This is a genomic window from Enterobacter sp. E14S (assembly GCF_055666685.1).
Genome location: NZ_JBVODQ010000010.1, coordinates 46,712 through 71,888, shown reverse-complemented (window position 1 = coordinate 71,888; position 25,177 = coordinate 46,712). Strand labels below are relative to the sequence as shown.

Genomic DNA, 25,177 nt, shown 5'->3' with positions numbered 1-25,177 from the left:
TTTAGAAGTCCACCGGGGCTTTAAACGTCATCGCGTTACCGAAGGCCGGATGGGTGATGGTGAGCGTCTGCGCGTGCAGCTGCAGACGTGGCGCTAAGGCCAGCGCTTCAGGCGGCGCGTAAAACCGGTCGCCCAGAATCGGATGACCGAGGGCGAGCATATGCACGCGCAGCTGGTGCGAACGTCCGGTAATCGGCTTAAGCAGGACGCGCGCGGTATTATCCGGCGCGTACTCCAGCACTTCGTACTCGGTCTGCGCGGCCTTGCCGGTTTCGTAACACACCTTCTGCTTAGGCCGGTTCGGCCAGTCGCAGATCAGCGGTAAATCTACCAGCCCTTCCGCCTTTGCGGGGTGACCCCAGACGCGGGCGACGTACTGCTTTTTCGGCTCGCGCTCGCGGAACTGGCGCTTTAACTCGCGTTCCGCCGCTTTGTTCAGCGCCACCACAATCACGCCGCTGGTGGCCATATCCAGGCGATGGACAGACTCCGCCTGCGGATAATCGCGCTGAATGCGCGTCATCACGCTGTCTTTGTGCTCGTCCAGACGCCCCGGCACGGACAACAGGCCGCTGGGCTTGTTGACCACCATAATGTGTTCATCCTGATACAGAATGACCAGCCAGGGATCCTGCGGCGGATTGTAAGGCTCCATCACCATCTTGCGCTCCGTTTACTGATGCGTCACAACGATAAGACGCAGGGCATCCAGACGCCAGCTCGCCTGATTCAGGCTTTCCAGCACCTGCTGACGGTTACTTTCAATCGCCGCCAGCTCGTCGTCGCGAATGTTCGGGTTGACGGCTTTTAACGCTTCCAGACGCGACAGCTCCGCAGACAGTTTCTCATCGGCTTCACTACGCGCAGCGTCAATCAGCGCTCTGGCCGCTTTCTCAATCTGGGTTTCGCCCAGTTGCAGAATAGCGTGCACATCCTGCTGTACCGCGTTCACCAGCTTGCTGCCCGTGTGGCGGTTTACCGCGCTCAGCTGTCGGTTGAAACTCTCGAATTCAACCTGTCCCGCCAGGTTCGTGCCGTTTTTATCCAGCAGCAGACGCACCGGTGTTGGCGGAAGGAAGCGGTTGAGCTGCAGCTGTTTCGGCGCCTGCGCTTCCACAACGTAGATCAGCTCCACCAGCAGGGTGCCCACCGGCAGCGCCTTGTTTTTCAACAGGGAGATGGTGCTGCTGCCGGTATCGCCGGAGAGGATCAGGTCCAGCCCGTTGCGGATCAGCGGGTGTTCCCAGGTGATAAACTGGGCATCTTCGCGGGACAGCGCCACATCACGCTCGAAGGTGATGGTACAGCCATCTTCCGGCAGGCCCGGGAAATCCGGAACCAGCATGTGATCGGACGGAGTCAGGACAATCAGGTTCTCACCGCGATCGTCCTGGTTGATGCCGACGATATCGAACAGGTTCATGGAGAAGCTGATGAGACTGGTATCATCATCCTGTTCTTCAATACTTTCAGCCAGCGCCTGAGCTTTTTCACCGCCGTTGGAGTGGATCTCCAGCAGGCGGTCACGCCCTTGCTCCAGCTGCGCTTTCAGCGCGTCGTGCTTCTCACGGCAGGACTTGATCAGCTCATCAAACCCTTCCGTGTTTTCCGGCGCGGCCAGGTAGCCGATCAGATCGCCATGCACTTGATCATAAATGGTACGGCCCGTCGGGCAGGTATGTTCAAACGCGTCCAGACCTTCGTGGAACCAGCGTACCAGCACGGACTGCGCGGTTTTTTCCAGATACGGCACGTGGATCTGAATATCATGCGCCTGGCCGATACGATCCAGACGGCCGATACGCTGCTCCAGCAGATCCGGGTTAAACGGCAGATCGAACATCACCAGGTTGCTGGCGAACTGGAAGTTACGGCCTTCAGAGCCGATTTCCGAGCACAGCAGAACCTGTGCGCCGCTGTCCTCTTCTCCGAACCACGCCGCGGCGCGGTCGCGCTCGACGATGGACATGCCTTCGTGGAACACGGCGGCACGAATACCTTCGCGCTCGCGCAGGACCTGCTCCAGCTGCAGCGCGGTGGCCGCTTTGGCGCAGATCACCAGCACTTTCTGGGAGCGGTGCGCGGTCAGGTAGCCCATCAACCACTCCACGCGCGGATCGAAGTTCCACCAGGTGCCGGTATCACCTTCAAACTCCTGGTAGATTTGTTCCGGATAAAGCATGTCGCGGGCGCGCTCTTCCTGGGTTTTGCGCGCACCCATAATGCCGGAGACTTTAATCGCCGTCTGATACTGCGTCGGCAGCGGCAGCTTAATCGTATGTAGCTCGCGTTTCGGGAAGCCTTTGACGCCGTTACGGGTGTTACGGAACAGCACGCGGCTGGTGCCGTGGCGATCCATCAGCATGTCGATCAGCTCTTTACGCGCAGATTCCGCGTTGTCGCTGTCGCTGTTCGCAGCCTGCAAAAGCGGCTCGATATCCTGCTCGCCAATCAGATCGCTCAGGGTGTTGAGCTCGTCATCAGAAAGACGCTTGCCCGCCAGCAGCATGGCGACGGCATCGGCGACCGGGCGGTAGTTATTCTGTTCTTCCACGAACTGCGCAAAGTCGTGGAAACGGTTTGGATCGAGCAGGCGCAGACGGGCGAAGTGGCTTTCCAGACCCAGCTGCTCCGGCGTTGCGGTCAGCAGCAGGACGCCAGGCACGCGCTCGGCAAGCTGTTCAATCGCCATATATTCGCGGCTCGGCGCGTCTTCGCTCCAGACCAGGTGGTGCGCTTCGTCAACAACCATAATGTCCCACTCGGCATCGCACAGGTGCTCAAGACGCTGCTTGCTGCGGCGCACGAAGTCCAGGGAACAAATGACCAGCTGTTCGGTTTCAAACGGGTTGTCGGCGTCGTGCTGCGCTTCGGCATAGCGTTCATCGTCGAACAGGGAGAAACGCAGGTTAAAGCGGCGCAGCATCTCAACCAGCCACTGGTGCTGCAGGGTTTCTGGCACCACGATCAGCACGCGTTCGGCAGCGCCGGAAAGCAGCTGTTGATGCAGGATCATGCCCGCTTCGATGGTTTTACCCAGGCCCACTTCATCTGCCAGCAGCACGCGCGGCGCGTGGCGACGGCCCACGTCGTGGGCGATGTTCAGCTGGTGGGGGATCAGGCTGGTGCGCTGGCCGCGCAGGCCGCTCCACGGCATGCGGTACTGTTCACTCTGGAACTTACGCGCGCGATAGCGCAGGGAGAAGCGATCCATACGGTCGATTTGCCCGGCAAACAGGCGGTCCTGCGGCTTGCTGAACACCAGTTTGCTGTCGAGCAGCACTTCACGCAGGATGACATTGGCTTCATCCGTATCAAGACGAGTACCAATGTAGGCGAGCAGTCCATTCTCTTCTTTTACGTCTTCAATCTTGAGCTGCCAGCCGTCATGGCTGGTCACGGTGTCACCCGGATTAAACATCACGCGGGTAACAGGGGAGTCATTGCGAGCGTACAGACGGTTTTCACCGGTGGCAGGGAAGAGGAGGGTAACCATACGCGTATCGATTGCTACGACGGTTCCTAGTCCAAGTTCGCTTTCTGTATCGCTAATCCAGCGTTGACCAAGTGTAAAAGGCATAGTTGTTCGGCTCTAATCTTTAATTGCAGGCAATAGTTCGACTACCGTCAAAAAAGACGGTCAACGAAAAATGGGTCCAGGAATGGAAAGGGCGCTATGGTACTGGATGGCAGCCATTTCGTCACGCGTCAAAATAGGCCAAGTTGCCCTGTAACCAGTGTAGCAAAATCATCGTCGATGAAGGGCAAAATTCCGTCGGCAACCGGCTGAAGCTGGCGCGTCAGATAGTGTTCGTAATCCAGAGGAGAGTGCTGATAATCCACGGGTTCCGGGCCGCTAATGGTCCAGACGTATTTGATGGTTCCCCGGTTTTGATACTGCGGCGCGCGGCCACGGCGTACGTTTTCTTCATCCGCCAGGCGCGCGGCGCGTACGTGCGGAGGAACGTTGCGCTGGTACTCCGCCAGCGGGCGGCGCAGGCGCTTGCGGTATACCAGCTGCGCGTCAAGTTCGCCCGCCATCAGGCTGGCTATCGTCTCGCGCACGTAGTCCTGATACGGCTCATTGCGAAACACCCGCAGATAGAGCGTCTGCTGGAACTGCTGCGCCAGTGGCGTCCAGTCGGTACGTACCGTCTCCAGCCCTTTAAAAACCATCCGCTGCGCGTCGCCTTCCTGAATCAGCCCGGCGTAGCGCTTCTTGCTGCCCTGATCGGTGCCGCGAATTGTGGGCATTAAAAAGCGGGCGAAATGGGTTTCAAATTCCATCTCCAGCGCGCTGGTTAACCGCTCTTTCTGCAAATGTTCCTGCCACCAGTCATTCACGAAGGCGACCAGCGCTTTGCCGATTTGCGCGGCGTCGTCTTCTGAATGCGCGCCCTTAAGCCACACAAAGGTGGAGTCCGTGTCGCCGTAGATGACGTCATAGCCCCGGGACTCAATCAGCGCTTTGGTCTGGCGCATGATCTCGTGCCCGCGCATGGTGATCGAAGAGGCCAGACGCGGATCAAAGAAGCGGCAGGCGCTGGTGCCCAGCACGCCGTAAAAGGCATTCATAATGATTTTCAGCGCCTGTGATAGCGGCTTGTTGCCGTGGCGCTTGGCCTCATCGCGGCCGTGCCAGATGTTTCCCACGATTTCAGGCAGGCAGTGTTTTTCCCGCGAGAAGCGTGCGCCGAGGAAACCTTCGGTGCTGTGCTCATCGTCCGGCTGGGCCATGCCCTCAATCAGCCCGACGGGATCGATCAGGAAGGTACGGATAATCGACGGGTACAGGCTTTTGTAGTCCAGCACCAGCACCGAGTCATACAGTCCTGGTCGGGAGTCCATCACGTACCCGCCGGGGCTTGCCTGCGGCGGTACGTCCCCGAGGTTGGGAGCGACGTATCCCGCCCGGTGCATGCGCGGAAAATAGAGGTGGCTAAAAGCCGCCACGGAGCCGCCGTGCCTGTCTGCCGCCAGGCCGTTTACCGTCGCGCGCTCCAGCAGGAACGGCATAATCTCGGTTTTGTGGAAAATCTGCGTGACCAGCTCGCAGTCTTTCAGGTTATAGGTGGCAAGCGCCGGTTTATCTTCATTAAAGCGCCGGTCGATCTCGTCCATTCTGTCCCAGGGGTTGTCGATGGATTTGCCCTCGCCAAGCAGTTCCTGTGCGACGGCTTCGAGGGAGAATGAAGAGAAATTCCAGAAGGCGGACTTAAGCGCTTCGATGCCGTCGATAATCAGGCGACCGTTGGCCTGCGCGAAGAAAATACCGTTCTTAAAACCGTGTTCGCGCCATTCCAGCTCGCTGTTTCCGCGCCCCAGCATCAGCGGGATGCGGTAGCGCTCGGCGTGCTTTTGCAGGACGCGAAGGTCGAACTGCACCACGTTCCAGCCGATCAGAACGTCGGGGTCGTAGTCGGCAAACCACTGGTTAAGCTTCTCCAGCAGCTGCGGGCGGCTGTTGACGTACTCAAGCCGGAAATCCAGCGCGGAGGCATTACCATTCGGCGGCCCGAGCATATAGACAACCCGATCGCCGCAGCCTTCCAGCCCGATGCAGTACAGTTCCCCGTGACGGGTGGTTTCGATATCCAGGGAGACCCACTTCAGCGGCGGGCGGTAGTGCGGATTCGGCTTCAGGCGCGCGTTAACGAGGCTGCCGCTCTGCGCGGTGCCGTCTACCCAGACGGGGGCGGTAATGAACCGCTCCATCAGAAAGCGTTCCGGTGGGCGGATATCCGCCTCATAGAGCGTCACGCCAGCCTCGCGGAGCAGCTTTTCATAGCGCATCAGCTGACGATGGGCGCGACAGTAGAGGCCGTAAACCGGCTGGCGGTGGAAATCTTTCAGCTCAAGCGGGGTCATGCGCCAGCCGTTTTCGCCGCGCAGCAGCTGCTTTACCTTTTCGACGTGGGCTTCAGGAATAAAGGCCACGGATTCCTGCGGGGGCAGCGTAACGTGTAGCGGACCGCTGTCGGTTGCCAGCCAGAACGCGACCTCGGTGCCCTGAGGGGTATCCCGCCAGTGTCGGGTCAGTAAAAAACCTTCTTGCGCCTGCGCCACGCCGTTATCCCAGAAAACAAAACCAGGCCTGATTATAGCCTGGTTAAGATTTTAATGCTGGGTTTATATACAGTTTACTGCCCGTAATAGGCCTTCGCGCCGTGCTTGCGCAGGTAATGCTTATCCAGCAGGGTTTGCTGCATATCCGGCAGCTGCGGCGCCAGCTGGCGACAGAAGATCCCCATATAGGCGACCTCTTCGAGCACGATGGCGTTATGCACCGCGTCTTCTGCGTTTTTACCCCAGGCAAACGGGCCGTGGGAGTGCACCAGCACGCCGGGCATCTGCGCCGCGTCGATTCCCTGTTTTTCGAAGGTTTCGACAATTACGTTCCCCGTTTCCCACTCGTACTCACCGTTAATCTCGGCGTCGGTCATCAGGCGCGTGCAGGGAATGGTGCCGTAGAAGTAGTCCGCGTGGGTGGTGCCGGTCGCCGGGATGGACTGGCCCGCCTGCGCCCAGATGGTGGCGTGGCGCGAATGGGTATGCACGATGCCGCCGATGGTCGGGAATGACCGATACAGCAGGCGGTGAGTCGGCGTATCGGAGGACGGTTTTTTCTTACCTTCGACCACTTCGCCGGTCTCGAGGCTGACAACGACCATATCGTCTGCGGTCATCACCGTGTAATCCACGCCGGAAGGCTTAATCACGAACACGCCTTTTTCGCGGTCAACGGCGCTGACGTTGCCCCATGTCAGGGTGACCAGATTATGTTTCGGCAGCGCCAGGTTGGCTTCGAGCACCTGACGTTTGAGATCGTCTAACATTATTGTCTCCTGCCGGATGGCGCTTCGCTTATCCGGCCTACGGAACCGTAGGCCCGGTAAATGCAGCGCCACCGGGCATTCAGGGCTTAGCGTTTTGAACCGTAATAGACTTCGTTCCAGCGCAGCGCGTCTTTGAAGGCGGGCAGGCGGGTATCGTTATCAATGACGGTCAGCTCGATATCGTGCAGTTCCGCGAACTGACGCATATCGTTCAGATCCAGCGCGTGGCTGAACACCGTGTGGTGCGCGCCGCCGGCCAGGATCCAGGCCTCTGAGGCGGTTGGCAGGTCAGGCTGTGCTTTCCACAGGGCGTTGGCCACAGGCAGTTTCGGCAGAGAGTGCGGCGTTTCAACCGCATCGACGCAGTTCACCAGCAGACGGAAGCGATCGCCCAGGTCGATCAGGCTGGCGTTGATGGCCGGGCCCGTACGGGTGTTGAAGATCAGACGCGCCGGATCGGCTTTGCCGCCGATGCCGAGGTACTGCACGTCGAGGATCGGTTTCTCTTCGACGGCGATAGAAGGGCACACTTCCAGCATGTGGGAGCCGAGCACCAGGTCGTTGCCGTTTTCGAAGTGATAGGTGTAGTCCTCCATAAAGGAGGTGCCGCCCTGCAGACCGGTCGACATCACCTTCATGATGCGAAGCAGAGCGGCAGTTTTCCAGTCGCCTTCGCCCGCAAAGCCGTAGCCCTGCTGCATCAGACGTTGTACCGCCAGGCCCGGCAGCTGTTTCAGGCCGTGGAGGTCTTCAAAGGTAGTGGTAAAGGCGTGGAAGCCGCCCTGTTCCAGGAAGCGCTTCATGCCCAGCTCGATGCGCGCCGCGTCCAGCACGTTCTGACGTTTGTCGCCGTTGATTTGTGCCGCAGGCGTCAGGCGGTAGCTGCTTTCGTACTCGTCCACCAGCGCGCTCACGTCGCCGTCGCTGATTTCATTCACCACCTGCACCAGGTCGCCCACGGCCCAGGTGTTCACGGAGAAGCCGAACTTGATCTGCGCGGCCACTTTGTCGCCGTCGGTGACCGCCACTTCACGCATGTTGTCGCCGAAACGCACCACTTTCAGATGGCGGGTATCCTGTTTGGATACTGCCTGGCGCATCCAGGAGCCGATACGCTGTTGCGCCTTGCCGTCCTGCCAGTGGCCGGTGACCACCGCGTGCTGCTGACGCATACGCGCGCCGATAAAGCCGAACTCGCGGCCGCCGTGCGCGGTCTGGTTCAGGTTCATAAAGTCCATGTCGATGCTGTCCCACGGCAGGGAGGCGTTGAACTGGGTATGGAACTGCAGCAGCGGTTTGTTGAGGATAGACAGGCCGTTGATCCACATTTTGGCGGGCGAGAAGGTGTGCAGCCACACCACCAGACCGGCGCATTTGTCGTCGTAGTTGGCGTCGCGGCAGATGTGGGTAATTTCATCCGGCGTCGTGCCCAGCGGTTTCAGCACCAGTTTGCACGGCAGTTTAGCTTCCGCGTTCAGCGCGTTAACGACGTGCTCCGCGTGTTTCGTCACCTGCTGCAGCGCTTCCGGTCCGTACAGATGCTGGCTGCCAATCACAAACCACACTTCATAGTTATTAAAAATGGTCATCATCGTGTCCTTAATGGGTCAGGGTTGCCGTAGTGTCCGCGGTGCTTTTAGCCGGGGCGACAGGGAGATAGTGAAGTTCGGCGCTTTTTGCCCATTGCTGGTAGCGCTGATAAAGCTGTTCAAAGCGTTGCGCCTGCCGGGCGCGCGGCTGGAGCGTGTTTTCGACGGCGCTCGCCATATGCTGCTGCGCGGTCGGGATGTCGGCATGAACGCCCGCAGCCACGGCGGCGAAAATCGCCGCGCCCAGCGCGCAGCACTGATCGGAGGCTACAATCTGCAGCGGACGGTTTAGCACGTCGCAGCAGGCCTGCATGATCACCGGGTTTTTACGGGCGATACCGCCCAGCGCCATCACGTTGTTCACGTCGATGCCCTGCCCGGTGAAGCACTCCATAATGGCGCGGGCACCGAAGGCCGTTGCGGCAATCAGACCGCCGAACAGCGCAGGGGCGTCGGTCGCCAGGTTGAGATCCGCGATCACCCCTTTCAGACGCTGGTTGGCAAACGGCGTGCGGCGGCCGTTAAACCAGTCCAGCACCACCGGCAGGTGATCGAGAGACGGATTTTTTGCCCAGGCTTCGGTGAGCTGCGGCAGAAGCTGCTTTTTGCTGTCGGCTATCTGGGTTTTCAGTTCAGGATGCGCCGCCGCCAGCTGGTCCAGCGGCCAGCCGAGCACGCGGCCAAACCAGGCGTAGATATCGCCAAACGCGGACTGACCCGCTTCAAGACCGATGAAGTCCGGCACCACGCTGCCGTCAACCTGGCCGCAGATGCCTTTCACCGCGCGGTCGCCGACGGTGGCTTTATCCGCCGTCAGGATGTCGCAGGTGGAGGTCCCGATGACTTTGACCAGCGTGTTTGGCTGTGCGCCCGCGCCCACGGCGCCCATATGGCAGTCAAAGGCACCGCCCGAGATGGCCACGTTCTGCGGCAGGCCGAGGCGCGTCGCCCACTCTTCGCAGAGGGTGCCGACCGGAATATCGGCGGTGAAGGTGTCGGTAAACAGCGGGTACGTCAGGCTCTTGTTGAGGATCGGGTCTAGCTCATCGAAGAACGCGGCCGGAGGCAAGCCGCCCCAGCTTTCGTGCCACAGGGATTTATGCCCGGCGCTGCAGCGGCCGCGGCGGATATCCTGCGGGCGGGTGGTGCCGGAGAGCAGGGCAGGCACCCAGTCGCACAGCTCAACCCATGACGCCGCAGCCTGCGCAACGGCTGCGTCGGCACGGGTGACGTGAAGGATCTTGGCCCAGAACCATTCGCTGGAATAAATCCCGCCGATGTAGCGCGAGTAGTCCGTTTTGCCCGGCTGATGGCACAGGCGCGTAATGGCTTCAGCCTCTTCTACGGCGGTGTGGTCTTTCCACAGCACGAACATGGCGTTCGGGTTGTCGGCAAACTCCGGGCGCAGCGCCAGCACGCGGCCTTCGGCATCCACAGGGGCAGGCGTGGAGCCGGTGCTGTCGACGCCAATTCCGACAATCTCAGCCCGCTGGGCGTCGGTCAGTTCAGCCAGGACGGTTTTGATCGCCGCTTCCATCGACTCGATATAGTCACGTGGGTGGTGACGGAACTGGTTGTTAGGCGCATCGCAGTAGCGCCCCTCTTGCCAGCGCGGGTACCACTCAACGCTGGTTGCTATCTCCTGGCCGGACGTACAGTCCACTGCCAGCGCGCGAACCGAATCGCTGCCAAAATCGAGGCCAATCGCAATTGCCATGGTGTTGCTCCATCGAAAAAACAGGTATGGAAGAACATTAGAGACTGGGGAAAAAAGTCGTCAGGCAGGATCCGCTAATCTTATGGACTAAATTGCTGTTACAACGGAAAGTGTGACGCCGTGCAAATATTCAATGTGGACATTTCTGCCGCACTTATAGACACTTTTGTTACTGGTTATCTGCCTGCTCTGGCGGAGAAATCAGGGGGAAAGGCTGAAACATGGCGGACGTAAAAGCGGCGTGATGCTTTTTGGATCTTTTCGCGGGCCATTTTAAAGCTGCTTTTAGTGATATGGACAATTGGTTTCCTTCAGGACCCTTGGGAGAACTGAATCTATGGCCGAAACGCAAAACGATCCCCTGCTGCCGGGATACTCGTTTAACGCGCACCTTGTGGCGGGACTGACCCCTATCGAGGCTGAGGGATACCTCGACTTTTACGTCGACCGACCGCTCGGCATGAAAGGGTATATCCTCAATCTGACCGTGCGAGGAGAAGGGATCATCAAGAACGGCGACCAGCAGTTTGTCTGCCGCCCCGGCGATATCCTGTTGTTCCCGCCGGGGGAGATCCACCACTATGGCCGTCATCCGGATGCCAAAGAGTGGTATCACCAGTGGGTCTATTTCCGTCCGCGCGCCTACTGGCAGGAGTGGCTTTCGTGGCCGGCTATTTTTGCGCACACCGGTTTTTATCGCCCGGATGAGGTTCATCTGGCGCAGTTTCGCGAGCTTTTTGCGCAGATTATCGAGGCGGGACAGGCCGGTGGTCGCTACGCCGAACTGCTGGCGATTAACCTGCTTGAACAGCTGCTGCTGCGACGGATGGAGGCGATTAACGAATCGCTTAACCCCCCGCTGGACAACCGCGTGCGCGACGCCTGCCAGTACATCAGCGACCACCTGGCCGATAGCCAGTTTGATATCGCCAGCGTTGCTCAGCACGTCTGCCTGTCGCCGTCGCGTCTGTCGCATCTGTTCCGCCAGCAGCTGGGCGTCAGCGTTCTGAGCTGGCGTGAGGATCAGCGCATCAGCCAGGCAAAGCTGCTGCTTAGCACCACCCGGATGCCGATTGCCACCGTCGGACGAAACGTGGGCTTTGAGGATCAGCTCTATTTCTCCCGGGTATTTAAAAAATGCACCGGCGCCAGCCCGAGCGAATTCCGCGCAGGATGTGAATAAACGGTAAAAAAAGATAAACAAACAGGTGAATGCAGAAAGCAACCTGTAAACTATTCAGACAATTGTTGCCTTGACGCGGTGCGGGGCGCTAAGCAGAATCGCTGATTCGTTTTCTGACCGGAATAGTTATGCAGGCATTGCTGGAACACTTTATTACCCAGTCCGTTATGTACTCGCTCATCGCCGTGGCGCTGGTGGCGTTTCTGGAATCGCTGGCGCTGGTTGGGCTGATCCTGCCCGGCACCGTGATGATGGCAGGGCTTGGGGCGCTGATTGGCAGCGGCGAGGTTAATTTCTGGCAGGCGTGGCTGGCCGGGATTATCGGCTGCCTGCTCGGCGACTGGATCTCCTTCTGGCTGGGCTGGCGCTTTAAGAAGCCGCTGCACCGCTGGTCGTTCATGAAAAAGAACAAAGCCCTGCTGGATAAAACCGAGCATGCGCTGCATCAGCACAGCATGTTTACCATTCTTGTCGGCCGCTTTGTCGGGCCAACGCGTCCGCTGGTGCCGATGGTGGCGGGGATGCTGGATCTGCCCGTCGCGAAATTCGTGGTGCCGAACATTATCGGCTGCGTCTTCTGGCCGCCGTTCTACTTCCTGCCGGGGATCCTCGCGGGCGCTGCCATCGATATTCCTGACGGTATGCAAAGCGGCGAGTTTAAGTGGCTGCTGCTGGGCACGGCTGTGCTGCTGTGGCTGGCGGCCTGGCTCTGCTGGCGGCTATGGCGCAGCGCGAAAGCCAGCGTCGATCGCCTGACGCGCTATCTTCCGCGCTCTCGCCTTTTGTGGCTGGCCCCGCTGACGCTTGGCGTGGCTGTGGTAGCCCTGGTTGCGCTGATTCGTCACCCGCTGATGCCGGTGTACGGCGAGATTTTATTAAAAGTGGTGAGCCGTTAACGACGATTTCCCTCTCCCTGTGGGAGAGGGTCAGGGTGAGGGCATCAGACCGCACGAATGCCCAACAGTGAAGACGCCCCCGCCTTACCGCTCAGCAGTTCTTCTGTTTTTCCATCCCACAAAATACGCCCTTCGGCAATCACTACCGATCGCGGGGCGATGCGGGCAGCATCCTCAATACTGTGTGAAACCATCAGCATCGTCAGCTGCTGGCGCTGACAGACGTCCTGCACCAGCGCCAGAATCTCCTGGCGCAGCGCGGGATCGAGCGCCGAGAACGGCTCATCCAGCAGCAGGATCGGCTGCTCGCGGACCAGACATCGCGCCAGCGCCACGCGCTGACGCTGGCCGCCGGAAAGCTCGCCCGGCAGCCTGTCGATGAACTCGTTGATCCCCATCTGGGCGGCAATGATCTCCAGCTTCTGGCGCTGGGCATCGTTCAGCCTGAGTCCCGGATGCATTCCCAGCGCGATGTTTTGCCGCACCGTCAGGTGGGTAAACAGGTTGTTTTCCTGAAACAGCATTGAGACCGGACGTTTTGAGGGCGGCGCGTGGGTATGATCGTGATTGTCAATGACGATCGCGCCGCTTGCCGGCTGCAGAAAACCCGCAATCAGATTAAGCAGCGTGCTTTTTCCCGCGCCGCTTGGGCCAAGCACGGCGATCATCTCCCCCTGGCGCGCGGAGAGCGTGAAGCGCATCGGCAGATGCTGGTAAAGCCAGGTTACATCAGTCAGTTTTAACATCACGCCCCGGAAGTTTTTCGATAACGGTAAATAAGGCAAAGCACAGCAGCAGCAGTAACAGCGCGGTGACCGCGCCGTCCTGACTGCGATAAGAGCCGATTTGCTGATAGAGCCAGTATGGCAGCGTGCGGAAATCGTCATTGCCAAAGAGAGCCACCACGCCAAAATCCCCAATCGACAACACGCAGGCAAACGCCAGCGCCTGCGCCAGCGGGCGTTTTAGCGCGCGCAGTTCCACCACCCTCAGCCGCTGCCAGCCCTGCATACCCAGCGACTGGCACAGTAAACCGTAGCGGCTGTTGACGTCGCGCATCGGGTTTTCCAGCACTTTGAGCGCGTAAGGAATGGCCATCAGGGCGTTGGTGAAAATCACAATGCCATCAGCCCTTTCCGGCAGGCCGATGGTGCTGTTGAACAGTAAAAAGAAGCCCGTCGCCAGCACGATGCCCGGCATCGCCAGAATCAGCATGCCCGTCAGCTCCAGCATTTGCCCGGCCTTACGGGCCTGCCGCGCATAGAGTTCGCGGCTGCTCCACAGCAGCATCATGGTCAGCATGACGCACAGTAACCCTGCCGCCAGCGCGATACGCAGCGAGGTCCAGGTCGCCTGCCAGAGGACGGGCTGTTGCAGGACGGCGATGAGATTGAGGTTCAGTCCGTCAACGATAACGGCCATCAGCGGTGGCAGCAGAAGCAGGAGCGCCAGCGCGATCAGGATAAAATCGGTAACGCGGCTGTGCAGGCTGTCCTGCGGGTCGCGCCAGCCGGTTATTTGATTACTGCCAGCGGGAATGGCTTTACTCAGCCGCTGGCTCAGCAGCACCAGCACAAGGCAGCACGCCATCTGCACCATCGCCAGCAGCGCGGCGCGACCGGGATCGTAGTCGTAACTCAGCGCCTGGTAAATCGCCAGCTCAATGGTGGTGGCCTGCGGCCCGCCGCCGAGCGACAGCACGGTGGCAAAGCTGGCAAAGCAGAGCATAAAGATTAACGCCGCGACGGGCGGGATCTGGCGGCGCAGCCACGGCCATTCGACAAAGCGGAAGAACGACACGCCGCGCATGCCGAGCTGGGCGGCAATCTGACGCTGTTCGCCGGGAATGTTTTCCAGCGCCTGCAAGAAGAGGCGCGTTGCCATCGGCATATTGAAAAACACGTGTGCGAGCAGAATGCCCTGCAGTCCGTAAGGAGAGAATGACCATTCCAGACCAAGCTGGCCGAACAGCGAAGCCAGCCAGCCCTGGCGACCGTAAACGCTGAGGATCCCAAATACCGCCACCAGCACGGGCAGGATCAGCGTCATGGCGCACAGGCGCAGCAGTGCCAGCCTGCCGGGAAAACGGCGCCGATACAGGGCGCGCGCAAGAAGAATAGCCGGGAGCACCGACAGCAGGGCAGAGAGAGACGCCTGCCAGAAGGAGAACCGGATAACGTGCCAGAGGTAGCTGTCGTGCCAGAGGGCGAGCAGGTCGCTCTCTGGCGCGTTGAACCACAGTGCAAGAAAAGCCCCCAGGCTGACAGCCACCATCACTGTGGCGGCGAGCAGCCCGGGAAGTAACCAGCCGGGAATCAACGGCTGACGGCGCGTTGCCATTCACTTACCCATGCTGCACGCTGCGCGGCGACCTGCTGCGGCGTAAACTCCAGCGAGGTGTTTGGTTTAGTCAACTGCTCGAAACCTGCGGGCAGCGCAACGTTAGTGACCGGATACATCCAGTTACCAGCCGGGATGGCATTCTGGAACCCCGGTGAAACCATAAATTTCAGGAACTTCTCGGCCAGCTCCGGCTGTTTGCTGGCGGCGGTACGCGCGGCGACTTCCACCTGCAGATAGTGCCCTTCAGCAAAATTAGCGGCAGCATAGTTATCTTTCTTCTCGGCGATAATGTGATAGGCCGGAGAGGTGGTGTAGCTCAGCACAAGGTCGCTTTCGCCTTTCAGGAACAGGCCATAGGCTTCGCTCCAGCCCTTGGTCACGGTGACGGTTTTGGCGGCCAGTTTCTGCCACGCCTCCGGCGCTTTATCCCCGTAGACCTTTTGCATCCACAGCAGCAGACCCAGGCCTGGCGTACTGGTGCGCGGATCTTCATAAATCACGCGCCATTTCTGGTCACTTTCGACCAGCTCTTTCAGGCTCTTCGGCGGGTTTTTCAGCTTATTTTTGTCGTAAACAAAAGCAAAGTAGCCGTAGTCGAACGGCACAAAGGTGTCGTTTTTCCAGCCGCCCGGCACGTTAACGGCATCTGCCGCTACGCCGCTTTTGGTAAACAGTTTGGTTTGCGAGGCGGCTTCCAGCAGGTTGTTATCCAGCCCGAGCACCACGTCGGCCTTGCTGTTTTTCCCTTCCATGCGCAGACGGTTGAGCAGCGACACGCCATCTTCCAGCGCCACGAACTTCAGCTCGCAGTTACAGTCCGCTTCAAAGGCTTTTTTAACCACCGGGCCAGGGCCCCAGTCGGCAGAAAAGGAGTCATAGGTGTAGACCGTCAGGACGGGCTTCGCAAAAGCAGGCAGCGCAAACAGCGCCAGCAGGGGGAGAACTTTTTTTAACACTTTGCACCTCAAAGTTGAGTGGCAAAGGATTTTGAGAGACAGCCTCAAATCCCTTCGCCGGCGTTATCCGGATCAGGTTCGACGGGTATTATCTCAGCGCACATCTGTGATGCAGCACCCCGTTGAGAACGGCGCTATTGTAATGATTTGGTGAATATTACGAAAGCGTTATGGCTCCGGCGGCGCAAACCAGGCGGATTTAAAATCAAACCAGCCCAGAGTGTTCATCCGCAGGCCGCGCATGCTGCGCTGGCCCTGGATCATCAGCCAGTGGTGGATCAAGGGTACGATCGCCTGCTCGGCCAGAAGTTGCTGGCACCACGCTGCAAGATTCATTTCGCCCGCGCGCCACAGGGCGGCATCCTGCTGCCAGTCACGGTCGATGCAGTGCTGGATCAGCGGGACTTCATACAAATGCGAGAAAAGGGAAAAATCGAGCGGCAGGGTAAAGTTGGCGCTGTTGAGCCAGATATCACTGGCGATCTCCCCCTGATGCCATTCGTCATAGTCCACTTCCCTGACCTCTAACCTGACCCCCTCGGCTGCCAGCAGCCGGGTCATGATTCTGGCGATAAAACGATGCTCCACGTGCTCGCGGTAGTAGGTCAGGGTGATGGACTCCAGCCCTGCGGGTTTGTCGCAGTGCACCGGGCGGGCGTGGTGCCAGCGCGGAAGCAGGCCGTACGCCGGGAACCAGTATGTCTGGTACTGCTCTTCCGCATGGTAAATCAGATTGGAAGGGGACAAAACGTGGCTAACCCACTTGCGGACGGCCTGGTTTGCCCCACGGTGGGTGCGGCGGTCAAACAGGAGATAGTAACACCCTTCCTCGAGGCGACTCTCCACGGCTTTTTCTCCCGTGGTGGGGCCTTCCAGCGTCAGCCCGCAGCTCAGATCTTCATTGAGATCCGGCAATACCCAGACGTTCACTTCGTCGATCAGCGCCCGATAGCCAAAGTAGTCGTCGAACGCGCGGATTTTCAGCTGATTGCTGTTATTGCGGGACACGGAGTAGGGCCCGGTGCCAATCGGCAGGCTGGCAAAATTGTTCATTGATTCCCACTCGCCGGGCAAAATCATCGACGGCACGTAGCCCAGCAGCCAGGGAAGCCACTTATCCTGTTGCGACAGCTCAATATCCAGCGTCCAGGCCGTGGGCGAGTGGACGCGGGAGATATGCGAGTAGAGCGGTAGCCTGCGGGCACGTTCCAGGGAGGCGATGACGTCGTGCATTTCCAGCTCGCGGCCGTGGTGAAAGTGGATGCCGGGGCGTAAAAAGAAGCGCCAGTGGCGCGGGGAAAGCTGCTGCCAGTGGTGCGCGATATCCGCCTCCAGTTCCCCGTTTTCCTCATTTATCCGCGTCAGGCCGCTGAAGATTTGCCGGGCCATGTGGGTTTCTGAGCGGCGTAAGGCCGTGCCGGGCAACAGATTTTTCATCGGACGGTAGTAGAGCACTCGCAGAATGTGGCGGCCCTGACGAAAGCTGCGCCCGAGATGGGAAACCAGCATCTGGCGCACGGCGGCTTTGTCGCCCACCAGCTGGACCAGCTGATCGATGCGGTCCTGCTCGAGCAGATCTTCCGCGCGCTGCTGCTGCAGCGCCAGCCCGGTATAGAGGAAGGTCAGCCGCGAACGTTTGCCGCGTCCCGCCTCCGCTTCCCAGCTTAACCAGCCCTGCTGCTGCATGGTGTTGAGCAGCGTGCGCATATGGCGGCGGGAGCAGCTAAGCAGGTCAGCCAGCTCGTTGAGCGTAGTCTCCTGCGATTGCCCCTCGCAGCACTGCCAGAGGCGGATAAACTGTTGTTGCAGACGACCGGAAGGCATAAAAGGGGAACTCCTGACAAAAAACCAGCAATTTATTTATCCCTATATTAGGCCAATAATTCTCCCCGATGAAGCGAGGAGGTAAATTATGAAGAGGTCTACCGCACGTCAGTTCTATCAGCAGTACTTTTCAGCGACAAAGGGATCGTCCTGGCTGGCCCGCCGGTGTGCAGAGCAACGGCTGAAAACGTTAGAAGAATTGATGCAGTGGGACGTTACAACACCGACCTCTTCCCGCTAACTCGCCTCGATCATGTGTGACTGAGTATTGGTGCTTATCACCCGCCAGCAAAATGTTTTTGCTGGCTTTTTTCGTTTACTATTCACCCAATTTCGATTCGCTTTCACAAGGACTTGCGCATGCTCTGGTTGATGACGATGGGGCGACGCCTGAACGGCGTGTATGCCGCTTTTATGCTGGTGGCCTTTATGATGGGCGTGGCGGGGGCGCTGCAGGCGCCGACGCTGAGCCTGTTTCTCAGCCGTGAGGTGGGGGCGCAGCCGTTTTGGGTTGGCCTGTTTTACACCGTTAACGCCATTGCCGGGATCCTGGTCAGCCTCGCGCTGGCGAAACGATCGGATAGCCAGGGCGATCGCCGCAGGCTGATCCTCTTTTGCTGCGCCATGGCCGTGGGCAACGCGCTGCTCTTTGCCTTCAACCGTCATTATCTGACGCTCATTAGCTGCGGCGTGCTGCTGGCGTCGCTGGCGAACACCGCCATGCCGCAGCTGTTCGCGCTGGCCCGTGAATATGCGGATAACTCGGCGCGGGAAGTGGTGATGTTCAGCTCGGTGATGCGCGCCCAGCTTTCGCTGGCGTGGGTCATTGGCCCGCCGCTGGCCTTCATGCTGGCGTTGAACTACGGCTTTACCACCATGTTTTCCATCGCCGCCGGGATTTTTGTCATCAGCCTGGCGCTGATTGCCTTCGCGCTGCCGTCCGTGGCGCGCGTCGAACAGACGACGGATAAACCTGTCACCGAGGTGAGCGGCTGGCAGGACAAAAACGTCCGCATGCTGTTTATTGCCTCCACGCTGATGTGGACCTGCAACACCATGTACATCATCGATATGCCGCTGTGGATCAGCAGCGATCTGGGCCTGCCGGACAAGCTCGCGGGGATCTTAATGGGAACTGCCGCCGGGCTGGAAATCCCGGCAATGATTCTGGCGGGTTACTACGTTAAGCGCTTTGGAAAGCGCAGGATGATGATTGTCGCCGTGGCGGCCGGGGTGCTGTTCTACGCGGGGCTGATCCTTTTCCATTCGCGGGAAGCGTTGCTGGCGCTGCAGCTGTTTAACGCCGTGTTTATTGGGATTGTTGCCGGGATCGGCATGCTCTGGTTTCAGGATCTCATGCCCGGTCGTGCCGGCTCGGCGACCACGCTTTTTACCAACAGCATTTCAACCGGGGTGATTCTGGCGGGCGTGATTCAGGGGGCGCTGGCGCAAAGCTACGGGCATGCGTCTGTCTACTGGATGATTGCGGCGCTATCCGTCGTGACGCTCCTGCTGACCTGCCGCGTAAAAGACGTGTGATCGGATGAACGAAACGGAGCCCGGGAAGGCCGGGCTCTGCGAACCGTTTTATTCTGAATACTGATATTTACGCTGCGCGCGTAGCGTCAGGAACATATGAACGAGGCCATGAAGCCGTGTGCCCAGAAATATGTCTTAATAAAGACCGTCAGGAATTTATGCAAATCTAAGACGGATTCCGTGACGGACGAAACCTTAACGGTCGGTTGCGTCACACTGTATTTATGCGTTCCGGTTAGTGGGCAGGATCAATATGCGTCATCACGTTCAGCACATTGAATTTTTGCATCACGTTATTTCTGGCATTCACAGCAATCTGATGCCCTTCTTTTACGCTTAATTCGGCGTTTACTTCCAGATGAACATCGACAAGGGCTAAATCGCCCATCTTGCGGGTTTTTAAATCATGGAGTCCGGTGACGCCCTCGGTTGCGAGAAGACACGTTTTGATGTCGTGCTCCAGCTCGGGTTCAAGCGAACGGTCCATCAGATCGTGCAGGGCATCGGCAGAGAATGTGTAACCCATATGGGCGATGAATACTCCGACAATCAGGGCCGCAATGAGGTCCATCGCGTGAAAGCCCACTAAATTCCCGGCAATACCGATGGCGACAACCACTGACGACGCTGCGTCAGAACGGGCATGCCAGGCATTGGCTATCAGCAGCGAGGACTGAATACGTTTTCCCGTGGCAAACATGTATCTGAACAGGCTTTCCTTTACTACCAGCGCCAGAATCGCCACCCACAACGCGGCCCCTTTCACCAGCTGATGCGTCTCGGGGTGAAGCAGTTTATTGCCTGCGGACCAGAGCATCCCGACCCCCACAAGCAGCAGAATAGCGCCAATAATGAGCTTTGCACCGTTTTCGAAACGCAGATGACCATAATGATGATCGATATCAGAGGCTTTCTGACTCTTTTTATTCGCAATCAGAACGACAAAGTCGGAGGATAAATCGGAAAGAGAATGAATCCCATCAGCAATTAAACCTTGTGAGCCGGAAAATATTCCTGCAAGTATCTGAAAGGCGGTGAGTAAACTATTTATTATCACGCTTACTAATGTGCATTTATGTATTTCCCGAGAACGGATATGAGACTCAATGCCATTTTTCTTTTCCATGATTATTTCCGCTACCAGCTGATTGAGCGATTATTTTGCGCAGGGAACATTAAATTGACATTAAATATAACGTCATTATTGGCTGGGTTTGGGCAGTATTTACAGAAGAAGGGTGGGTATCGGGATAAAACGCGGCCTGCAGAGTGGACTGCAGGCCGGAGGATTATTTCATAAATGCAGGTTGTTTGTTTTCGTAAGCGGCAATCGCCGCGTCGTGCTGGAGAGTTAAACCGATGCTGTCCAGACCGTTCAGCATGCAGTGACGGCGGAACGCATCAATGCTGAAGCTGTAGGTCTTATCCCCGGCTTTCACCACTTCTGCTTCCAGATCCACTTCAAATGAAATGCCCGGATTCGCCTTAACCAGCGCGAACAACTCATCGACCTGTTCATCGCTCAGCGTGACGGGCAACAGCTGGTTGTTGAAGCTGTTACCGTAAAAAATATCCGCGAAGCTTGGGGCAATGACCACTTTAAAACCGTAGTCGGTGAGCGCCCACGGCGCGTGTTCACGGGATGAGCCGCAGCCAAAGTTTTCGCGTGCCAGCAAAATGGAGGCGCCTTTGTATTCCGGGAAGTTCAGAACGAATTCCGGATTAGGCACTTCGCCCTTATCGTCCAGGAAACGCCAGTCGTTAAACAGATGTGCCCCAAAACCGGTACGCGTCACTTTCTGCAGAAACTGTTTAGGAATAATAGCGTCAGTATCGACGTTAGCGGCGTCCAGAGGGACAACCCGGCCCGTATGTTGGGTAAATTTCTCTGCCATGATTGTCTCCTTATTTCAGGCTGCGAATATCGGCGAAATGGCCGGTGACTGCCGCAGCGGCGGCCATTGCCGGGCTGACCAGATGGGTGCGCCCACCGCGGCCCTGACGGCCTTCAAAGTTACGGTTGCTGGTGGAGGCGCAGCGCTCGCCCGGATTCAGGCGATCGTTGTTCATGGCCAGACACATGGAGCAGCCGGGCAGACGCCACTCGAAGCCCGCTTCGATAAAGATCTTATCCAGACCTTCGGCTTCCGCCTGGGCTTTCACCGGGCCGGAGCCTGGTACCACCAGCGCCTGAACGCCTGGCGCCACTTTGCGGCCTTTGGCAATCTCGGCTGCGGCACGCAAATCTTCGATACGGGAGTTGGTGCAGGAACCGATAAAGACTTTATCAATGGCGACCTCGGTCAACGGCACGCCGGGCTTCAGGCCCATGTAGGCCAGCGCTTTTTCCGCACTGGCGCGCTCGACCGGATCGGTAAAGGATGCCGGGTCCGGGATATTGTCGTTAACGGAAATTACCTGGCCCGGATTGGTGCCCCAGGTCACCTGAGGCGCAATCTCTTCTGCCTGCAGCGTGACGACGGTGTCAAAGGCTGCGCCATCGTCGGTTTTCAGAGTTTTCCAGTACGCTACCGCGTCGTCAAAATTCTGACCTTTCGGCGCGTGCAGACGACCCTTCACGTAGTTGAAGGTGGTTTCGTCCGGCGCGACCAGACCGGCTTTTGCGCCCATCTCAATCGCCATATTGCACAGGGTCATGCGTCCCTCCATGCTCAGCGCCTGGATGGCTTCCCCGCAGAACTCAACAACGTGACCGGTGCCGCCTGCGCTGCCGGTTTTACCGATGATGGCCAGCACGATGTCTTTTGCGGTAATACCCGGTGCGGCTTTACCCTTCACTTCAATCTTCATGGTTTTGGCGCGGCCCTGTTTCAGGGTCTGCGTTGCCAGCACATGTTCCACCTCGGAAGTGCCAATCCCGAACGCCAGAGCGCCAAACGCGCCGTGGGTCGCGGTATGGGAGTCACCGCAAACGATGGTCATGCCCGGCAGGGTGATCCCTTGCTCTGGTCCCATCACGTGGACGATGCCCTGATACGGATGGTTCAGGTCGTACAGCTCAACGCCAAATTCATTGCAGTTCTTAATCAGCTCCTGCATCTGGATACGCGCCATCTCACCCGAGGCATTGATGTCTTTGGTCTGGGTGGAAACGTTGTGATCCATCGTCGCGAAGGTTTTACCCGGCTGACGTACCGGACGCTTGTGCGCGCGCAGGCCGTCAAATGCCTGAGGAGAGGTCACTTCGTGTACCAGATGACGGTCAATGTACAGCAGCGGGGTTTCGTTCGGTGCCTCGTAAACAACGTGCGCATCAAACAACTTTTCATATAACGTCTTAGCCATGATTACACCCCTTCAGCGACATAGCGGGCAATGATGTCGCCCATTTCATCGGTACTGACTGCCGCCGTGCCGCGTGCTAAATCGCCGGTACGGACGCCTTCTTCTAACGCCCGGTTAATGGCGTTTTCAATTGCGGTTGCCGCCTCGCCTGCATCCAGGCTGTAGCGCAGCAGCAGGGACAGGGAGAGGATTTGCGCAATCGGGTTAGCAATATTTTTACCGGCAATATCCGGCGCGGAGCCGCCCGCAGGCTCGTACAGACCAAAGCCTTCTTCATTCAGGCTTGCGGAGGGCAGCATGCCCATGGAGCCGGTGATCATCGCGCACTCGTCAGAGAGAATATCACCGAACAGATTGGAGCACAGCAGCACGTCAAACTGGGACGGATCTTTAATCAGCTGCATGGTCGCGTTGTCGATGTACATGTGCGACAGCGCGACGTCCGGATACTGCTTAGCAACTTCACTGACGATCTCGCGCCACAAAATGGAAGACTGCAGCACGTTCGCTTTATCAATGGAGGTCACTTTATGGCGGCGTTTGCGCGCCGACTCGAACGCGATGTGGGCGATACGTTCGATTTCGAAACGGTGATACACCTCGGTGTCGAACGCTTTCTCGTGTTGTCCGCTGCCTTCGCGTCCTTTTGGTTGACCGAAATAGATCCCGCCGGTCAGTTCACGCACGCAAAGAATGTCGAAGCCGCTGGCGGCGATATCCGCGCGCAGCGGGCAGAACTCTTCCAGACCCTGATACAGCTTCGCCGGACGCAGGTTGCTGAACAGCTTGAAATGTTTACGCAGCGGCAGCAGCGCGCCGCGCTCTGGCTGCTCTGCCGGCGGCAGGTGTTCCCATTTCGGGCCACCGACGGAACCAAACAGCACGGCATCGGCATTTTCGCAGCCTTCCACGGTCGCTTTCGGCAGCGGCGTACCGTGGTTATCAATCGCAATACCGCCCACGTCGTAGTGGCTGGTGGTGATTTTCATCGCAAAACGCGCGCGAACGGCTTCCAGTACTTTCAGCGCCTGTGCCATCACTTCCGGACCAATACCGTCGCCCGGCAACACAGCAATATGGTAATTCTTCGACATTACACGGTTTCCTTGTTGTTCTCTTTATTCTGAGCTTTGCGTTGCAACTCTTTTTCGACTTCGGCGGCGCGCCAGATGTTGTTCAGAACGTGCACCATCGCTTTCGCGGAGGATTCAACGATATCGGTCGCCAGGCCCACGCCATGGAAGCGGCGGCCATTGTGGGTAACAACTATGTCGACCTGACCCAGTGCATCTTTGCCGTGGCCCTTGGCCGTCAGGTCATATTTCACCAGCTCAACGTCGTACTCGGTGACGCGATTAATCGCCTGGTAGATGGCATCGACAGGGCCGTTACCGTTAGCGGCCTCTGCTTTAATTTCATCGCCGCAGGCCAGTTTGACCGAGGCGGTGGCGATGTCGCTGGAGCCGGACTGCACGTTGAAGTAATCCAGACGGAAGTGCTCCGGCTCTTCCTGCTGCTTGTTAATAAAGGCCAGCGCTTCCAGGTCATAGTCGAACACCTGACCTTTCTTGTCGGCCAGTTTCAGGAACGCGTCGTACAGCTGATCCATGTTGTAATCGCTGTCCTTATAACCCATCTCTTCCATACGATGTTTAACCGCTGCGCGACCAGAACGGGAGGTCAGGTTCAGCTGCACCTGATTCAGGCCGATGGATTCCGGGGTCATGATTTCGTAGTTTTCACGATTCTTCAGGACGCCATCCTGGTGAATACCGGAGGAGTGCGCGAAGGCACCGGTACCGACAATCGCTTTGTTAGCCGGAATGGGCATGTTGCAAATCTGACTGACGGTCTGGCTGGTGCGCCAGATTTCGTTGTGATTGATGCGGGTGTGCACGTCCATGATGTCTTTGCGCACTTTGATCGCCATGATCACTTCTTCCAGCGAACAGTTGCCCGCGCGTTCGCCGATACCGTTCATCGCGCCTTCTACCTGACGCGCGCCAGCGTGGACGGCGGCGATGGCATTGCCTACGGCCAGACCCAAATCATCATGGGTGTGGACGGAGATAATTGCTTTATCAATATTCGGCACACGGTCATACAGGCCGGTGATGATGTTGGAGAACTCAAACGGCATGGTGTAGCCGACGGTGTCCGGGATGTTGATGGTTTTCGCGCCCGCGTTGATGGCGGCTTCCACAACGCGCGCAAGGTCTTCGATTGGCGTACGGCCCGCATCTTCACAGGAGAACTCAACGTCATCGGTATAGTTGCGTGCGCGCTTAACCATGTAGACCGCGCGCTCAATCACCTCATCCAGCGTGCTGCGCAGCTTGGTTGCGATGTGCATAGGCGAGGTAGCAATAAAGGTGTGGATACGGAACGCTTCGGCGACCTTCAGCGACTCGGCGGCGACGTCGATGTCTTTCTCTACGCAGCGCGCCAGGGCACAGACGCGGCTGTTTTTAATGGTGCGCGCAATGGTCTGTACGGATTCGAAATCACCTGGGGAAGAGACAGGGAAACCGACCTCCATCACGTCAACACCCATACGTTCGAGAGCCAGCGCTATCTGCAGTTTCTCTTTTACACTCAGGCTTGCCTGTAATGCCTGTTCACCGTCACGTAAAGTTGTATCGAAAATAATGACTTGCTGGCTCATGGGTTAGGTCCTTGTCAGTCTTAGGGCGCCTTGCTACGAGCATAAAAAAACCCGCGCAGTGGCGCGGGTTTTTAGTCTTACTGGTGACGATTCAACGCTGAATTTCGCCCGCCAGTCTACCGCGCACAGTGGATGCGTTTAGTAGTAGTAGACCGGTGAAACGAATGGTGCGTGTCATGAATCGTGCTCCGTTAAATTCAATATGCTTTTAGTGGTACTGGATACGGTTGTTCATGTCAACCCCTGAGGATGAAAACGGGCCCGACAGACGGAATCAACAGGGTATTCACTTTAGCTAATTGTGCTGGTTTTAGCTTTTTTGA

Annotated in this window: 20 protein-coding genes, 1 pseudogene and 1 riboswitch; of the genes and pseudogenes, 4 read left to right on the top strand and 17 right to left on the bottom strand. The window is 58.1% G+C overall.

Translation table 11 applies throughout. The annotated features are described in order from the left end of the window. Position 1: 1 nt before the first annotated feature. The 6 genes from rluA to araB form a co-directional block, all read right to left on the bottom strand. Positions 2-661, bottom strand: a complete 660-nt coding sequence (gene rluA / locus ACZ6J2_RS17865; protein WP_087823401.1) for a bifunctional tRNA pseudouridine(32) synthase/23S rRNA pseudouridine(746) synthase RluA — start codon at positions 659-661, stop codon at positions 2-4. A gap of 12 nt (positions 662-673) precedes the next feature. Beyond that, on the bottom strand, positions 674-3,580 hold the full coding sequence (gene rapA / locus ACZ6J2_RS17860) for an RNA polymerase-associated protein RapA (RefSeq protein WP_471726356.1): 2,907 nt from the start codon (positions 3,578-3,580) through the stop codon (positions 674-676). 128 nt (positions 3,581-3,708) lie between these two features. Continuing rightward, a complete protein-coding gene (gene polB / locus ACZ6J2_RS17855; protein WP_471726355.1) occupies positions 3,709-6,066 on the bottom strand; it encodes a DNA polymerase II in 2,358 nt (785 codons plus the stop codon). A gap of 74 nt (positions 6,067-6,140) precedes the next feature. Next, positions 6,141-6,836 carry an L-ribulose-5-phosphate 4-epimerase gene (gene araD, locus ACZ6J2_RS17850; protein ID WP_039260840.1) on the bottom strand — a complete coding sequence of 232 codons (696 nt, stop codon included), beginning with the start codon at positions 6,834-6,836 and terminating at the stop codon, positions 6,141-6,143. An 86-nt stretch (positions 6,837-6,922) separates the two neighbouring features. Beyond that, a complete protein-coding gene (araA, locus tag ACZ6J2_RS17845) occupies positions 6,923-8,425 on the bottom strand; it encodes an L-arabinose isomerase (RefSeq protein ID WP_032649842.1) in 1,503 nt (500 codons plus the stop codon). Between the two features lie 10 nt (positions 8,426-8,435). Further along, positions 8,436-10,142 (bottom strand): ribulokinase, encoded by a 1,707-nt coding sequence (gene araB, locus ACZ6J2_RS17840; protein ID WP_471726354.1) that lies wholly within the window; start codon positions 10,140-10,142, stop codon positions 8,436-8,438. A 337-nt stretch (positions 10,143-10,479) separates the two neighbouring features. Here araB and araC point away from each other — a divergent pair, with 337 nt between their 5' ends. Further along, positions 10,480-11,325, top strand: a complete 846-nt coding sequence (gene araC, locus ACZ6J2_RS17835) for an arabinose operon transcriptional regulator AraC (protein ID WP_023310373.1) — start codon at positions 10,480-10,482, stop codon at positions 11,323-11,325. A gap of 128 nt (positions 11,326-11,453) precedes the next feature. After that, complete coding sequence (locus tag ACZ6J2_RS17830) at positions 11,454-12,221, top strand: DedA family protein (RefSeq protein ID WP_023334483.1); 768 nt, start codon at positions 11,454-11,456, stop codon at positions 12,219-12,221. Between the two features lie 44 nt (positions 12,222-12,265). Here ACZ6J2_RS17830 and thiQ read toward each other — a convergent pair whose 3' ends face one another. The 4 genes from thiQ to sgrR all read right to left on the bottom strand — a co-directional run bounded on the left by thiQ (position 12,266) and on the right by sgrR (position 17,344). Beyond that, positions 12,266-12,967 (bottom strand): thiamine ABC transporter ATP-binding protein ThiQ, encoded by a 702-nt coding sequence (gene thiQ / locus ACZ6J2_RS17825; protein WP_471726353.1) that lies wholly within the window; start codon positions 12,965-12,967, stop codon positions 12,266-12,268. Further along, positions 12,951-14,561, bottom strand: coding sequence for a thiamine/thiamine pyrophosphate ABC transporter permease ThiP (thiP, locus tag ACZ6J2_RS17820; protein ID WP_471726352.1), 1,611 nt, complete (start codon positions 14,559-14,561; stop codon positions 12,951-12,953). The genes thiQ and thiP overlap by 17 nt, the downstream gene beginning before the upstream one ends. Beyond that, entirely contained in the window at positions 14,537-15,520 is a 984-nt protein-coding gene (thiB, locus tag ACZ6J2_RS17815; protein WP_471726351.1) for a thiamine ABC transporter substrate binding subunit, read from the bottom strand. Before thiB ends, thiP begins: the two co-directional genes overlap by 25 nt. A 31-nt stretch (positions 15,521-15,551) precedes the next feature. Next, positions 15,552-15,652: riboswitch (TPP riboswitch) on the bottom strand. Positions 15,653-15,688: 36 nt separating this feature from the next. Further along, complete coding sequence (sgrR, locus tag ACZ6J2_RS17810; RefSeq protein WP_224979375.1) at positions 15,689-17,344, bottom strand: HTH-type transcriptional regulator SgrR; 1,656 nt, start codon at positions 17,342-17,344, stop codon at positions 15,689-15,691. Between the two features lie 88 nt (positions 17,345-17,432). Between sgrR and sgrT the strand changes: the two genes are divergently transcribed. Both sgrT and ACZ6J2_RS17800 read left to right on the top strand, forming a co-directional pair. After that, positions 17,433-17,585 (top strand): glucose uptake inhibitor SgrT, encoded by a 153-nt coding sequence (sgrT, locus tag ACZ6J2_RS17805; protein ID WP_023334488.1) that lies wholly within the window; start codon positions 17,433-17,435, stop codon positions 17,583-17,585. A gap of 119 nt (positions 17,586-17,704) precedes the next feature. Further along, entirely contained in the window at positions 17,705-18,883 is a 1,179-nt protein-coding gene (locus tag ACZ6J2_RS17800) for a sugar efflux transporter (RefSeq protein ID WP_471726350.1), read from the top strand. Between the two features lie 48 nt (positions 18,884-18,931). Here the strand turns inward: ACZ6J2_RS17800 and ACZ6J2_RS17795 are convergent. The 7 genes and pseudogenes from ACZ6J2_RS17795 to leuL all read right to left on the bottom strand — a co-directional run. Further along, positions 18,932-19,068: pseudogene (locus tag ACZ6J2_RS17795) on the bottom strand (cytochrome b/b6 domain-containing protein); the annotation flags it as partial. Between the two features lie 50 nt (positions 19,069-19,118). Beyond that, positions 19,119-20,009 carry a cation diffusion facilitator family transporter gene (locus ACZ6J2_RS17790; protein ID WP_471726349.1) on the bottom strand — a complete coding sequence of 297 codons (891 nt, stop codon included), beginning with the start codon at positions 20,007-20,009 and terminating at the stop codon, positions 19,119-19,121. A gap of 163 nt (positions 20,010-20,172) precedes the next feature. Next, complete coding sequence (leuD, locus tag ACZ6J2_RS17785) at positions 20,173-20,778, bottom strand: 3-isopropylmalate dehydratase small subunit (RefSeq protein WP_039260825.1); 606 nt, start codon at positions 20,776-20,778, stop codon at positions 20,173-20,175. 10 nt (positions 20,779-20,788) lie between these two features. Beyond that, the gene (leuC, locus tag ACZ6J2_RS17780; protein ID WP_471726348.1) at positions 20,789-22,189 is read right to left on the bottom strand and encodes a 3-isopropylmalate dehydratase large subunit; all 1,401 of its coding nucleotides are present in this window, start codon (positions 22,187-22,189) and stop codon (positions 20,789-20,791) included. A gap of 2 nt (positions 22,190-22,191) precedes the next feature. After that, positions 22,192-23,283, bottom strand: a complete 1,092-nt coding sequence (gene leuB / locus ACZ6J2_RS17775) for a 3-isopropylmalate dehydrogenase (protein WP_471726347.1) — start codon at positions 23,281-23,283, stop codon at positions 22,192-22,194. Beyond that, positions 23,283-24,854 carry a 2-isopropylmalate synthase gene (leuA, locus tag ACZ6J2_RS17770; RefSeq protein ID WP_029741222.1) on the bottom strand — a complete coding sequence of 524 codons (1,572 nt, stop codon included), beginning with the start codon at positions 24,852-24,854 and terminating at the stop codon, positions 23,283-23,285. The genes leuB and leuA overlap by 1 nt, the downstream gene beginning before the upstream one ends. Positions 24,855-24,945: 91 nt before the next feature. Next, on the bottom strand, positions 24,946-25,032 hold the full coding sequence (leuL, locus tag ACZ6J2_RS17765; protein WP_071786497.1) for a leu operon leader peptide: 87 nt from the start codon (positions 25,030-25,032) through the stop codon (positions 24,946-24,948). Between the last annotated feature and the right edge of the window lie 145 nt (positions 25,033-25,177).